The 14127-nt window shown below is 52.1% G+C and carries 9 protein-coding genes; 7 read left to right on the top strand and 2 right to left on the bottom strand.

Translation table 11 applies throughout. From position 1 onward, the window contains the following. Positions 1–32: 32 nt before the first annotated feature. Positions 33–1115, bottom strand: a complete 1083-nt coding sequence (locus tag ACTJJ1_RS19520; protein ID WP_004952051.1) for a LacI family DNA-binding transcriptional regulator — start codon at positions 1113–1115, stop codon at positions 33–35. A 365-nt stretch (positions 1116–1480) separates the two neighbouring features. On the opposite strand from ACTJJ1_RS19520, the gene ACTJJ1_RS19515 reads away from it, so the two are divergent. Both ACTJJ1_RS19515 and ACTJJ1_RS19510 read left to right on the top strand, forming a co-directional pair. Then, entirely contained in the window at positions 1481–2788 is a 1308-nt protein-coding gene (locus tag ACTJJ1_RS19515) for an MFS transporter (protein WP_440834935.1), read from the top strand. 11 nt (positions 2789–2799) lie between these two features. After that, positions 2800–5166, top strand: coding sequence for a TIM-barrel domain-containing protein (locus tag ACTJJ1_RS19510; RefSeq protein ID WP_440834933.1), 2367 nt, complete (start codon positions 2800–2802; stop codon positions 5164–5166). A 9-nt stretch (positions 5167–5175) separates the two neighbouring features. On the opposite strand, the gene xseA is transcribed toward ACTJJ1_RS19510, so the two are convergent. Then, positions 5176–6561, bottom strand: a complete 1386-nt coding sequence (xseA, locus tag ACTJJ1_RS19505; RefSeq protein WP_202290593.1) for an exodeoxyribonuclease VII large subunit — start codon at positions 6559–6561, stop codon at positions 5176–5178. Between the two features lie 170 nt (positions 6562–6731). Here xseA and guaB point away from each other — a divergent pair, with 170 nt between their 5' ends. The 5 genes from guaB (at position 6732) to ptuB (ending at position 13855) form a co-directional block, all read left to right on the top strand. Continuing rightward, positions 6732–8195 (top strand): IMP dehydrogenase, encoded by a 1464-nt coding sequence (gene guaB / locus ACTJJ1_RS19500; RefSeq protein WP_004952045.1) that lies wholly within the window; start codon positions 6732–6734, stop codon positions 8193–8195. A gap of 103 nt (positions 8196–8298) precedes the next feature. Then, positions 8299–9876 carry a glutamine-hydrolyzing GMP synthase gene (guaA, locus tag ACTJJ1_RS19495; protein ID WP_202290594.1) on the top strand — a complete coding sequence of 526 codons (1578 nt, stop codon included), beginning with the start codon at positions 8299–8301 and terminating at the stop codon, positions 9874–9876. A gap of 743 nt (positions 9877–10619) precedes the next feature. Further along, a complete protein-coding gene (locus tag ACTJJ1_RS19490) occupies positions 10620–11543 on the top strand; it encodes a retron St85 family RNA-directed DNA polymerase (protein WP_440834930.1) in 924 nt (307 codons plus the stop codon). A 1-nt stretch (position 11544) separates the two neighbouring features. Beyond that, positions 11545–13185, top strand: coding sequence for a retron Ec78 anti-phage system effector ATPase PtuA (ptuA, locus tag ACTJJ1_RS19485; protein WP_440834928.1), 1641 nt, complete (start codon positions 11545–11547; stop codon positions 13183–13185). 1 nt (position 13186) lies between these two features. Next, the gene (ptuB, locus tag ACTJJ1_RS19480) at positions 13187–13855 is read left to right on the top strand and encodes a retron Ec78 anti-phage system effector HNH endonuclease PtuB (RefSeq protein WP_440834926.1); all 669 of its coding nucleotides are present in this window, start codon (positions 13187–13189) and stop codon (positions 13853–13855) included. Positions 13856–14127: the final 272 nt, after the last annotated feature.

Here is a 14127-nt window from a genome sequence, read left to right as displayed (position 1 = left end):
CAATAAGTCAATATTCCACCACTAAGTGTAGTTCAGACATCGTAAAGACGATGATCGTGGGTACTGACCGCCGGGCTGGTCTTGTGCGGGCTGATGCGCTTGACCGAGGCGCGTACCGCCAGTTTTCCGTGCAGCAGCAGGTTGCACGGCGGCGCATCGGCGCGCAGCATCCGGCGCTGCAACAGTTGGATCGCCTCATGCCCCAGTTCGTCTCGCGGCACATGCACCGAGGTGAGCGGCACATCATGAATTTCCGCCAGATTGAAACCGTCGGTGCTCATGACCGAGATATCCGTCGGTACGTTCAGCCCCAGTTTGTTCAATGCCTTGACCGCACCGACCGCCATATAGTCGCCCCCGGCGAGAATAGCCGTCGGTAGTTGCGAACGCTGGCCGACCTGATTGATAAAGGTGGTCAACGCCTGCTCGGCTTCTTCGCTGCCGAAGCCGGAGGTGGTAACCAGATGGCGGCCTTCGTCAAAGGCGATGTTGTGCTGCGCATAGGCCTGCCTGATACCCGCCAGCCGCAGCTCCATGGTGTGTCGGCGCAGGCATTGCAGGTTCAGAATATGGCTGTGGCCCTGTTGGATCAGATAATTGGCGGAGAACTCGCCGATCAATTGATGATCGGGGGAGACGCTGTCCAGCCGCATCTGGCGATCGGTGCAGTTGATCAGCACGCAGGGCTTGTGCAGATCGGCGGCCAACTGGTGAATGTGCTCGTCGTCGATGCCGATAATCAGCGCCGCCTCGGTCTGTGGATCGCTCATTTTTTCCAGGAACAGCGCGCCGTCGCTGTGTTGCTCTTCGAGCCCGCAATAGCGGATGCGCACCTCATGCTCCGCCAGCGCGGCGGTGATCCCCTGGATCACCTTGTGATAAAAGATGTCGGTGCGCACGTCGAAGGCGCGCTGCGGGGCAAACACCATGACGTTGTTCAGCATCAGCCGGCCGTTGGACAGGCCTTGCAAGATGCCGTTCTGTTGGGCGCAGGCCAATACTTTGTGGCGCGCCTCGGCGCTGGTGTTGGACTTGCCCGCGAGTACGCGTGAAACGGTGCTGATCGACAGCCCTGTTTGGCGGGCGATTTCCTGTATTTTCAGCTTTCCGTTCATTCTGTGATCTCCTTCAAATTTGCCGGTGAAAATATTTTCACCGCTTTTTTTCAGCGTACTGTCTGGCTTGGAACGCCATTATGGCGAGCTTTTAGGCTGCCTATGAAAACTTTTGCAAAAAACCACGTTTCGCTCACGCTCCCGGCTGGCTAGTCTGCATTGGTACACCAATTTTATAGACTTATCAGTCCAATTTATCGGCTGAATTATAAATAAAATGAAAATAAATCATGTGGTTGTGAGCGTTGAGTGTGATTTTTCGTGATCGTCATCGCAAATTTTAGCAACCCATACCTTCGATACCAAAACGTGCCCTACCAAAAAGCGAGCTGTTTCACCGGGCAGCCGCCGTGGAGAGAAGACAGATGAGTGTTGAAATTAATCAGACGGTCGCGCACAGCGGCCGCCGCAAGTTTAAATCGCTGCGTTGGTGGATGCTGGCGCTGTTTCTGCTCGGCGTTACGGTCAACTACATCACCCGTAACTCGCTGGGTATCCTGGCGCCGGAGCTGAAAACCAGCCTGAACATGACCACCGAACAATATTCCTGGGTGGTGGCGTCATTCCAACTGGCCTATACGGTATTTCAGCCGATCTGCGGCTGGCTGATCGATGTTATCGGCCTGAAGATGGGCTTTTTGATCTGCGCCAGCATCTGGGCTGTGGTGTGTATGCTGCATGCTGGAGCGGGCACCTGGGTGCAGTTGGCTATTCTGCGCTTCTTTATGGGCGGGGCGGAAGCGGCGGCCACACCGGGCAACGCCAAGGCGATCTCCGACTGGTTCCCGAAAAAGGAACGGCCGATTGCCGCCGGCTGGGCGGGCGTAGGTTTTTCTATCGGTGCCATGCTGGCTCCGCCGATCATCGTCATCGCCCATATCTCTTTTGGCTGGCAGGGCGCCTTCTTGTTCTCCGGCGCGCTGGGGTTGATCTGGGTGGTGCTGTGGTGGCTGTTCTACCACGAGCCGTTAAAGCACCCGAACCTGAGCCAAAAAGAGCTGGATCTGATCCGCGAAGATAACGAGCCGGTCTTGCCGAGGCTGCCGTTTTTAAAATCATTGGCAATCTTGTGTAAAAACAAAAAGTTCTACGGCATCGCCATCCCGGCCTTTCTCGCCGAACCGGCCTGGGCGGTGTTCAGCTTCTGGGTGCCGCTGTACCTGGCCACCGAACGCGGCATGGATTTAAAGCACATCGCCATGTTTGCCTGGCTGCCGTTTTTGGCGGCGGATATCGGCAGCGTCGCCAGCGGTTATCTCACCACCCTGTACCGCAAATGGTTCGGCTGCAGCCGCGTCAACTCGGTGGTCGCCAGCTCGGTCACCGGCGCCTTCATGATGGTTTCGCTGGCGTTCGTGGCGATCACCAAAGATCCCTATGTGGCGATCGCGTTGATCTCGATCGGCGGTTTCGGCCACCAGGTGATCTCCTGCATGCTCAGCGCGCTGGTGGTGGAGTCGTTCGATAAAAACCAGATGGCGACGGTCAACGGCATGCGCGGCTCCAGTGCCTGGATCGCCAGCTTCCTGTTTACGCTGCTGATCGGTGCGGTTTCCGACACCGTCGGTTTCAATCCGCTGTTTATCGCCATGGGCTTCTTCGATCTGATCGGCGCCCTGTTCCTGATTGCCTTGATCGCCGAGCGCGGCGGTAAAAAAACACTGAATAATTAAGTTGGATACCTATGAAAACGTTAAAAAAATGGACGCTGGCAGGCGAATATGCCGATCGCATTGAGCTGTTGGTCGACGAGCGTCATCTGTTCTGCCTGTACGTGCTGGAAGACAACCTGTTCCGCGTGCTGATCAAACGCAACGGCGAGCTGGCGCTGGACCGCACCTGGAGCATTGCGCCGCAGGCCGACGTGCCCTGGGAAGGGCGCGATCGCCTGAGCGTCGCCGGTTTTAGCCTGCCGGGTTATCAACTGCAACAGCATGAGGATCGGCTGGTGGTGACCAGCGCCGCGCTGCGCGTTACCGTACATCAGCCGCTGTGGCTGGAGTGGGAGCACCGTAGCGCTGCCGGTGAATGGCGGCCGTTGGCGGCCGACCGGCCAACCAGCGCCTATCTGCTCAATCCGCAGGGTGACGGCGTGGCGCACTACCAGCGCCGCTTTGCCGGCGAGCGCTATTATGGCCTGGGCGAGAAGGCCGGCGATCTGGAGCGCAGCGGCCGCCGCTTTGAAATGCGCAATCTGGATGCGATGGGCTACAACGCCGCCAGCACCGATCCGCTGTACAAACATGTGCCCTTTACCATCACCCGCGGTGCAGAGGCCAGTTTCGGGCTGTTTTACGACAACCTGAGCAGCTGTTGGCTGGATTTGGGCAACGAGATCGACAACTACCATCTGGCCTACCGCCGTTATCAGGCCGAGGCGGGGGATCTCGATTATTACCTGTTCCTGGGGCCGCAGGTGCTGGACGTGACCAAAGCCTTTGTGCGCCTCACCGGCAAGACCCACTTCGGGCCGAAATGGAGCCTCGGGTACAGCGGTTCGACCATGCATTACACCGACGCGCCGGACGCCCAGCAGCAGTTGCAACAGTTCATTGCCTTGTGCAAGCAGCACGATATTCCCTGCGATTCGTTCCAGCTGTCTTCGGGTTATACCTCGATCGGCAACAAGCGCTACGTGTTCAACTGGAATTACGACAAGGTGCCAGAGCCGAAGCTACTGAGCCAGGCGTTCCACGCCGCCGGGCTGAAGCTGGCGGCCAACATCAAACCCTGCCTGTTGCAGGATCATCCGCAGTACCGACAGGCGGCGGAGCAGGGGCTGTTTATCCGCGATTCGGAAAGCGACCAGCCGGAACGTTCCAGTTTTTGGGACGACGAAGGTTCGCACCTCGATTTCACCAATCCGGCGACGGTACGCTGGTGGCAGCAGGGCGTTACTCAGCAACTGCTGGAGATGGGCATAGATTCAACCTGGAACGACAACAACGAATACGAAGTGTGGGACGCGGAGGCGCGCTGCCAGGGTTTTGGCCGGCCGATCGCCATCAAGCATATCCGCCCGGTAATGCCGTTGCTGATGATGCGCGCGTCGATGGAAGCCCAGCAGCGCTTTGCGCCCGACCTGCGGCCGTACCTGATCTCCCGTTCCGGCTGTGCCGGCATGCAGCGCCACGTGCAGACCTGGAGCGGCGACAACCGCACCAACTGGCAAACCCTGCGCTACAACATCCGCATGGGCTTGGGCATGAGCCTGTCGGGGTTGTATAACCTGGGGCACGACGTCGGCGGTTTTTCCGGCGACAAACCGGACGCCGAACTGCTGGTGCGCTGGGTGCAAAACGGCGTGATGCACCCGCGTTTCACCATTCACTCCTGGAATGACGACGCGACGGTTAACGAGCCGTGGATGTATCCGGCCGCCACGCCGGCCGTCCGCGAGGCGATCAACCTGCGCTATCGCCTGATGCCCTATTTCTACACCCTGCTGTGGCAGGCCAGCGCCGACGACGAGCCGATGCTGCGCCCGACCTTCCTCGATCACGAGCATGACGAACGCACGCTGAACGAGACCGATGATTTTATGATTGGCCGCGATTTGCTGGTGGCCAGCGTGGTGGAGCAGGGGCAGCGTGCGCGTTCGGTCTATCTGCCGGATAACGGCGAAGGCTGGTACTGCTTCCACAGCGGCCAGTGGTTCAGCGGTGGCCAGACGGTGGTGCTGGATGCGCCGCTGGAGCGTTTGCCGCTGTTGGTGCGCGCCGGGGCGGCGTTGCCGCTGTCATCACGCTTGGCGCACGTTGACGTTGCCGCCGACGATCGGCGCGAGTTGCAACTGTACCCGTTTAAAGGCTGTGGCAGCGCTTCTGGGCTGTTGTTCGAAGACGACGGGGAAAGTTATGGCTGGCAGCAGGGCAACGCGCTGTGGCTGCGCTGGGAGATGCACAGCGATAATCGGCGCGTCATGCTGAATGTTACCACCGAGGGGCAGTTCAAACCGGCATGGCGGACGCTGACGGTCAGCCTGCCTGCCGGAGAAACGCGGGAATTGTGGATCAACGGTGAGCCGGGCGAGAGTTTTACGCTGAAATAACGGAAACAGCTATTCGGCCGCGTCAGCCGCGCGCTTTTTGCGCGGCTTCTTGGCCACAGTGATGGTTTTCACTTCGCTTTCCACCCAGCCATCCTGCAGGCGGGTTTTCAGCAGTTCGCCGACCTGCGCCTGTTTGGTGGTTTTCAGCAATTCGCCGCGCGGGGTTTGCGTCACGCTGTAGCCGCGCGCCAGCGTCGCCAACGGGCTGACCGCTTCGAGCTGGCTGCAGGCCACGCCGAAACGCTGGCGGTAAGCGTTGAGTTGGCGCTCCAGCGCCTGCTGCAAACGGTATTCCTGTTGCTGCACGCGTTGCTGGTAGCGATGAATGCGTGCCTGCGGCTGTACCTGCGCCAAACGCTGTTGCGCCCGATCGCTGCGGCGTGAAGACAGGCGCAGCTGGTTTTGCATGCCGTCTTCCAACCGGCGTTGCAGCTTGAACAACAGCGTCTGCTGGCGCGCCAGGCGCAGGTGCGGATGCTGCTGTTGCAAGCGGTGGTTGATGCGGGTGAACTGCTGCTGACGCTGGGCCAGATAGTAATCCATCGCCATTTCCATCCGCTGCTGCTGGGATTGCAACTGACGCAGCAGCTCCAGCTGATTGCGGCTGACCAGTTCGGCGGCGGCGGAAGGGGTTGGCGCACGCAGATCGGCGACAAAGTCGGCAATGGTGACGTCGGTTTCATGGCCGACGGCGCTGACGATCGGAATGCGGCTGGCGAATATCGCCCGCGCTACGCGTTCGTCGTTAAAACTCCACAGGTCTTCCAGCGAGCCGCCGCCACGACCGACGATCAGCACGTCGCATTCGTCGCGGCGGTTGGCCGTTTCGATGGCGCGCACGATCTGCAATGGCGCTTCCGCGCCCTGCACCGAGGTCGGGTAGATAACGATGGGCAGCGAAGGATCGCGCCGTTGCAGCACTTGCAGCACATCGTGCAGCGCCGCGCCGCTGGCGGAGGTGATCACCCCGACGCGTTTGGCCGGGCTGGGTAGCGGTTGCTTGAACTGTTGATCGAACAGGCCTTCGGCGCTCAGGCGCTGTTTCAGTTGCTCGAATTGCTGTTGCAGCAGGCCGTCGCCGGCGGGTTGCATGCTTTCGGCAATCAGCTGATAGTCGCCGCGCGGTTCATACAGCGTGATGCTGGCGCGAACCAACACTTGCTGGCCGTTTTGCGGGCGGAAGGTGGTGCGGCGGTTGCTGTTGCGGAACATCGCACAGCGCACCTGCGCGCGGTCGTCTTTCAGCGTGAAATACCAGTGGCCGGAAGCCGGTTGGGAGAAGTTGGAAATCTCGGCGGAGAGCCAAATCTGGCCCATTTCCATTTCCAGCAGCTGTCGAACCGTCTGATTCAGGCGGCTTACGGTAAAAATAGACGGCGAAACAGGTAGCGACATGTGACCTAGATCAAATTCCAAAACAACCACTTAATTGGTCGATACTACAGGGCTGAAAAAGGTAATCAAGAGTTTTTGTGAGAAAGTGCTGGAGGCAACCGATTACGCTCTGTATAATGCCGCGGCAATATTTTATCTTTTTCACAGCCCACTCTGGTGAGATATTGCCCATGCTACGTATCGCGAAAGAAGCACTAACGTTTGACGACGTTCTCCTGGTTCCAGCTCACTCTACGGTTCTGCCTAATACCGCTGAGCTCGGCACCCAATTGACCAAAACTATCCGCCTGAATATCCCTATGCTGTCCGCAGCCATGGATACCGTAACCGAAGCCGGCCTGGCCATTGCGCTGGCGCAGGAAGGCGGCCTGGGCTTCATTCACAAAAACATGTCCATCGAGCGTCAGGCTGAAGAAGTCCGCCGCGTGAAAAAACATGAAAGCGGCGTAGTTACCGACCCGCAAGCCGTAACCCCCTCCACCACGCTGAAAGAAGTGAAAGAACTGACCGCGCGTAACGGCTTTGCCGGCTACCCGGTAGTGACCGAAGAGAACGAACTGGTCGGTATCATCACCGGCCGTGACGTGCGCTTCGTGACCGATCTGAACCAGCCTGTTACCGCCGTGATGACGCCGAAAGAGCGCCTGGTCACGGTGAAAGAGGGTGAAGCGCGTGAAGTCGTGCTGCAAAGAATGCACGAAAAACGCGTTGAGAAAGCGCTGGTGGTGGACGACAACTTCCATCTGCTGGGCATGATCACCGTAAAAGACTTCCAGAAGGCGGAGCGCAAGCCAAACGCCTGTAAGGACGAGCATGGCCGCCTGCGCGTTGGCGCTGCGGTTGGCGCCGGTGCCGGCAACGAAGAGCGCGTTGACGCGCTGGTCGCTGCAGGCGTTGACGTACTCCTGATCGACTCCTCTCACGGCCATTCCGAAGGCGTATTGCAGCGCATTCGCGAAACCCGTGCCAAATACCCGGATCTGCAGATCGTTGGCGGCAACGTCGCTACGGCCTCCGGCGCCAAAGCGCTGGCCGACGCCGGCGTGAGCGCGGTGAAAGTGGGTATCGGCCCTGGCTCCATCTGTACCACCCGCATCGTGACCGGCGTGGGCGTACCGCAGATCACCGCTATCGCCGACGCGGTTGAAGCGCTGGAAGGCACCGGTATCCCGGTTATCGCCGACGGCGGCATCCGCTTCTCCGGCGACATTGCCAAAGCCATCGCGGCCGGCGCATCCTGCGTAATGGTCGGCTCCATGCTGGCGGGCACCGAAGAATCGCCGGGCGAAATCGAGCTGTATCAGGGCCGTTCGTTCAAATCCTACCGTGGTATGGGCTCGTTGGGCGCCATGTCCAAAGGCTCTTCCGACCGTTACTTCCAAACCGATAACGCCGCCGACAAACTGGTGCCGGAAGGTATCGAAGGCCGCGTGGCTTACAAAGGCATGCTGAAAGCGATCGTGCACCAGCAAATGGGCGGTCTGCGCTCTTGCATGGGCCTGACCGGCTGCGCCACCATCGACGACCTGCGCACCAAGGCTGAATTTGTGCGCATCAGCGGCGCCGGCATTCAGGAAAGCCACGTGCATGACGTGACCATCACCAAAGAGTCACCGAACTACCGCATGGGTTAATGCTTGACCCTCTCCTGCGGGAGAGGCCGGGGCGGGGGGCTTGGCTCCTCGCCCCGAAACCTTATTTTTCGCTCTTTTTCTCTGTTGCTGGAATTCGCCTCACATGACAAATAATATCCATAAGCATCGCATCCTTATTCTGGATTTTGGTTCGCAATACACTCAACTGGTAGCACGCCGCGTGCGCGAAATCGGCGTTTACTGCGAGCTGTGGGCCTGGGACGTTAGCGAAGAGCAAATCCGCGAATTCAATCCAAGCGGCATCATCCTTTCCGGCGGCCCGGAGAGCACCACCGAACATAACAGCCCGCGTGCGCCAGAATACGTGTTCACCGCCGGTGTGCCGGTACTGGGCGTATGCTACGGCATGCAGACCATGGCGATGCAGCTGGGCGGCCATGTGCAGGGTTCCAACGAGCGTGAGTTCGGCTATGCGCAGGTGGAAGTGACCACCGACAGCGCGCTGGTTCGCGGCATCGAAGACGCCCTCAGCTCCGCCGGCAAACCGCTGCTGGACGTGTGGATGAGCCACGGCGACAAAGTGACCGCCATCCCTTCCGACTTCGTGACCGTCGCCAGCACCGATACCTGCCCGTTCGCCATTATGGCCAACGAAGAAAAACGCTTCTACGGCGTGCAGTTCCACCCGGAAGTGACCCACACCCGCCAGGGCCAGCGCATGCTGGAGCGTTTCGTATTGGACATCTGCCAGTGTGAAGCCCTGTGGACGCCTGCGACCATCATCGAAGATGCGGTTGAGCGTATCCGCGAGCAAGTGGGTGAAGATCACGTGATCCTCGGCCTTTCCGGCGGCGTGGATTCTTCCGTTACCGCCATGCTGCTGCACCGCGCCATCGGCAAACGCCTGACCTGCGTGTTCGTGGACAACGGCCTGCTGCGCTTGAACGAAGCCGACCAGGTGCTGGAGATGTTCGGCGACCACTTCGGCCTGAACATCGTGCACGTCGCGGCGGAAAACCGCTTCTTGGACGCACTGGCCGGCGTTGACGAGCCGGAAGCCAAGCGCAAGATCATCGGCCGCGTATTCGTTGAAGTGTTCGACGAAGAAGCCTGCAAGCAAGACGAAGTGAAATGGCTGGCGCAAGGCACCATCTACCCGGACGTGATCGAATCCGCCGCTTCCGCCACCGGCAAAGCGCACGTGATCAAGTCGCACCACAACGTGGGCGGCCTGCCGAAAGAGATGAAGCTGGGCCTGGTCGAGCCGCTGAAAGAGCTGTTCAAAGACGAAGTGCGCAAAATCGGCCTGGAGCTGGGCCTGCCGTACGACATGCTGTACCGCCACCCGTTCCCGGGGCCAGGTCTGGGCGTGCGCGTGCTGGGCGAAGTGAAGAAAGAGTACTGCGACCTGCTGCGCCGTGCAGATGCCATCTTCATCGAAGAGCTGCACAAAGCCGATCTGTACAACAAGGTCAGCCAGGCGTTCACCGTATTCCTGCCGGTGCGTTCGGTCGGCGTGATGGGCGACGGCCGTAAATACGACTGGGTTGTTTCACTGCGCGCAGTGGAAACCATCGACTTTATGACCGCGCATTGGGCGCACCTGCCGTACGATTTCCTCGGCCGCGTCTCCAACCGCATCATCAACGAAGTGGACGGCATTTCCCGCGTAGTTTACGACATCAGCGGCAAGCCACCGGCTACCATTGAGTGGGAATAAACCTGCGTCTGGCAGAGAATGAAAGAAAATAGAAATAACCCTCTGTTATACAGAGGGTTATTTTAAAATCATCAAATTGGTCCGAGCCGTTTGAAGATATATACTGTGGTGTCTTGATTAAATTACAAGTTATCTCAGATGAGTTCTGTACAGAAAACTGTCATACAGCTTTATTTCTGTCACTGATAGATTAGTTATGAAATGTATGGTATGGCTGTGTCGTGAAATTGTTTATTGAGATTATTCTTGGGTGATTCGAGACTTAAGTTATAGCATTACTTCGCTTGGCGGCCAACTACAGTAATATAGGTTGGCTATGGCGTCAGCGGCATCTTTTTCTATTTAAATGGGCGTTGCTAATTTTTCTCAAAATTTTAAATGAAATTCGGTAATCCTATCTATCCCACGAGACATAAGTCATCTGAATGCAAAGGGTATTTGTTCATTATGCTTAATGCCATATGAGTGATGCAGGTTCACAAATGAATATGGTGCTTTTTTCGTTACTGGGGGTTGAGAATAGTTCTCTGATTGTGGTATATGTATGAAGCTCTTTAGTGTTGGACAATTACGTCTAGTCGGGTGTTTAGCCAGACTCTAAGTTATTGAACGGCATTATGGTTGCGATAGTCTCGCAACCTAATCTCGTTCCTCGTTTAGGTTGCGAGACTATCGCTTCCTCTAGTAAAGAGCTAAACTAGGCCCAAAAATATGATTTTTGGGCTTTTTCTATGGGGGTACGTATGACTATAATTAAGCAACTGGCTTTGGGTCTTGGTAGAACTGAGGCTGATATAGTTAAATTTCTAGTCAACGCACCAAAAAAATATAAAGTTTATACAATTCCAAAGCGTACATCTGGACATCGAGTTATTGCACAGCCATCAAAAGAACTTAAGATTTTTCAACGTAAATTCATGGAGTTGTATGAGCTTCCTGTTCACAAGGCCGCAATGGCGTATCGCGAAAAATTAAGTATTAAGAATAATGCGCAAGCTCATCAGAAAAATCATTTTTTACTAAAGATTGATTTGGAAAATTTCTTTAACTCTATTAATTGTTCTGTTTTTTGGAAAGAGTGGCTGAATTTTTATCCCTTACCTAATCATGAAGATAAATTAGCATTTGAAAATCTTCTTTTTTGGTCGCCGAGTAAGACTTTAGGAGGTAAGCTGATTTTGAGCATTGGGGCTCCGAGTTCACCACTCTTGTCTAATTTTATAATGCATAAATTTGATGAGATGATTTCGCGCGAATGTTCTCTTCTCAATGTAACTTATACGCGTTATGCAGATGATTTGATTTTTTCTGTAAGTGTAAAAAATGTGCTATTTGACATTCCAGATATGGTAGAGAAGTATCTTTTGTCGCATTTCGAAGGGGCATTAAAGATTAATAAAAAGAAAACTATTTTTTCTTCCAAAGCTCATAATCGACATGTTACAGGTGTTACATTAAATAATGATGGGGAATTATCTCTTGGAAGGGAAAGGAAAAGATATATTAAACATCTAATTCATCAATATAAGTTAAATAAATTAAGTGAAGGCGGCTTTTCTCATCTAAAGGGATTGCTAGCTTTTTCACATCATATTGAACCTGTTTTTATTCAGACACTTATTTATAAATACTCAGCTGAAACTATTAATAAAATAACTGGGAGATGAAATGAGCAAGCCACATAAAGAGTATAGTAAAGCGATAAAGTCATTAACCAGTAAAGCAGAGAAAGGCCTACTGGAAGCGCAATTCCAACTGTATGAGAACTATACTAAAGGGAAGTATGTTGAACAAAAGGATATCGAGTTAGCTGATAAATATTTTCAAGAGTTGCAACGTTCACTTCCTCAAAAAAGAATGTATTTGAAGAGTTTCAATATTTATAATTTTAGAAGATTTAAAAATATAAATATTGATTTTGATAGTTACCTGACGGTGATAATTGGTGACAATGGGACCGGAAAGACAAGCATATTGGATGGGATTTCAAAGGTTTTTTCTTGGTTTAATAATAATTTAGAAAAAGATGATGTAAATGGAAAACCTATCACAATGGCTGATATCAATGTTTATGCAAATGATTATGCAGAAACCACTAGCACGTTTGAACTCGATGAGAACAATTTTTTTGTGGCCTCTTTAGGTCGTATTGTTCCAGGTTTTTCAGGAAGTTCTCCTACAGAAGTTTCCACCATAAAACAGTTTGCTTCAATGTATAGAAAAACTGCACATAATACGTCTATTATGCTGCCACTTCTAGCATTCTACTCTGCTGAGCGCTCTGCTTTTGACTTAAAGCAAACGATATCGGAAGTGGCATTTTTAGACTCATCGGTAAACAGATATGAAGCATTAAAAGATGCTCTAGAGGGAAGTGGTAAATTTGAGTCTTTTTCAAGTGTATATATTGAGCTAGTAAACTTGGCCGAAGGTGAAGAAACTAAAGAAATAAAAGAACTAAGAGAGCAGATAGTTGGCCTTGAAAAAGTTATTATTGATGTGTATGGTCAGGAGTCACCTTCTGCTGGTGACAGACTTTTTGTTACTTTATCTGAAAAAAAAGAAGAAATTAATAGGCTTATAAGTAACTCTTCATCTGGAAAATATCAGAAGCATCTAAAATATGTTAATTCTGCCATAGAGAAATTAGTATCAGATGTTAAAAATTTAAAAGTTGACCGGAGTACTGGTAAACCAAGGATTTTACTTGAAAATTTTGGAATGAAAGTAAATATCGCGCAACTTTCAAAAGGTCAAAAAACGATGGTTGCATTAGCTGGGGATCTAGCACGTAGACTCGTTACTCTTAATCCAGATTCAAGAGATCCGCTAAGTGGGCCAGGTATTGTATTAATTGATGAGGTTGAATTGCATTTGCATCCTAAATGGCAGCAAGAAATATTGTTAGGTTTGCATGAAACATTCCCAAATATTCAATTTATTGTGACAACACATAGCCCACAAGTATTATCGACAGTTGATAATAAATGTATTCGTAAAATTTATTTAGATGACAATGGTGAACCTATTGTTGGTACTCCATCCTTCCAAACAAAAGGAGTTACAAGTGCCGATGTTTTGGCAAGAATAATGGGAATTAATTCCATACCTGAAAATCTTCAAGAGGCAAGGTGGGTTGAGAAATTTTCAGAGTCGTTATTAAATGGAAATAATTCAGAAAGAGATTTTTATTTCGAAAGGATTTTAAAACACTTTGGAGAAAATCATCCTGTTGTAATTGATTGCCAAAGTCAAATGCGTATCGTGGAAATGAAAAGTAAATGGATGAAGTCTGAGGGAGGTAAATGAAATGAGAAAATTGAATAGACCTCAGCCTGCGCCAATGTGTTTGTCAAAATATAATTTTATAATCGATAAATGGACTAAACAAAGTCCTAAAAAAAAAGAGAGGATTATCATTTGGAGAGCCTTGGAAGAAATGCAAGGTAAATATTGTTGCTATTGTGAATCTATTGCTGAAAAAGGGAATGGACATATTGAGCATTTTTATCATAAAGGTGCGAAAAATGATGGAAATGCTCCCTATAAACATTTGACTTTTGATTGGGATAATTTATTTGCATCTTGTGGTTACACCTCTGGAGATACATGTGGTCACTATAAAGATCGTTTGGGTAAAAATGGCCCTGGGGACTATGAACCTAATGAAATTATTAAACCAGACAGGGATGATCCAAATGATTATTTTGACTTTTTACAAACCGGAACCATAAAAATAAAAGAAAAACTTTCTAATGAAAATGCTACTAAAGCGAGAGAAACATTGAGGGTTTTAAATCTGACTCACGGAGCTTTAAATAGTGCGAGAAAAAAACAAATTGATATATTTAAGCGGGAGTTATTATCGTTAATAGAGCTGGATATTCCGTATGAAGCTATAAGTATGGCAATGGATGATATAAAGAAATCGATTAGAAATGGCGAGTTTCAAAGTGCCGTATTAGGAGCTCTTTTTTAATAAAACGACATACAATGTAGCAATATGCACATAGCCATATACCGTTGTTGATATGAGACCGTTTTTCAGATGTTATACTCATATCGTAACGACGAGCACTTAGGCTCGAAGCTGCAGCACAGATATGTGCAGCAACGCCGATTATTGTGGCTGTATTTTCACTTTCGTCGCTGGATCCTACAGTTAAGCATTTACATAACGAACACAAATAGCGGGCTCATAGTGCCAAATCGTTCTTGGTTCGCTGATTAAAATCGTCCCGATTACGTGCC

Source organism: Serratia sp. 22264 (assembly GCF_052045345.1).
GTDB classification, from domain to species: Bacteria; Pseudomonadota; Gammaproteobacteria; order Enterobacterales; family Enterobacteriaceae; genus Serratia; species Serratia plymuthica.
Note: the sequence above shows the minus strand (reverse complement) of the source record. Positions and strands in the feature narration are given on the sequence as shown.

Coding starts and splice junctions, on each gene's coding strand:
- ACTJJ1_RS19520 (WP_004952051.1), bottom strand. CDS start 1,115: ATGAACGGAAAGCTGAAAATACAGGAAATCGCCCGCCAAACAGGGCTG.
- ACTJJ1_RS19515 (WP_440834935.1), top strand. CDS start 1,481: ATGAGTGTTGAAATTAATCAGACGGTCGCGCACAGCGGCCGCCGCAAG.
- ACTJJ1_RS19510 (WP_440834933.1), top strand. CDS start 2,800: ATGAAAACGTTAAAAAAATGGACGCTGGCAGGCGAATATGCCGATCGC.
- xseA (WP_202290593.1), bottom strand. CDS start 6,561: ATGTCGCTACCTGTTTCGCCGTCTATTTTTACCGTAAGCCGCCTGAAT.
- guaB (WP_004952045.1), top strand. CDS start 6,732: ATGCTACGTATCGCGAAAGAAGCACTAACGTTTGACGACGTTCTCCTG.
- guaA (WP_202290594.1), top strand. CDS start 8,299: ATGACAAATAATATCCATAAGCATCGCATCCTTATTCTGGATTTTGGT.
- ACTJJ1_RS19490 (WP_440834930.1), top strand. CDS start 10,620: ATGACTATAATTAAGCAACTGGCTTTGGGTCTTGGTAGAACTGAGGCT.
- ptuA (WP_440834928.1), top strand. CDS start 11,545: ATGAGCAAGCCACATAAAGAGTATAGTAAAGCGATAAAGTCATTAACC.
- ptuB (WP_440834926.1), top strand. CDS start 13,187: ATGAGAAAATTGAATAGACCTCAGCCTGCGCCAATGTGTTTGTCAAAA.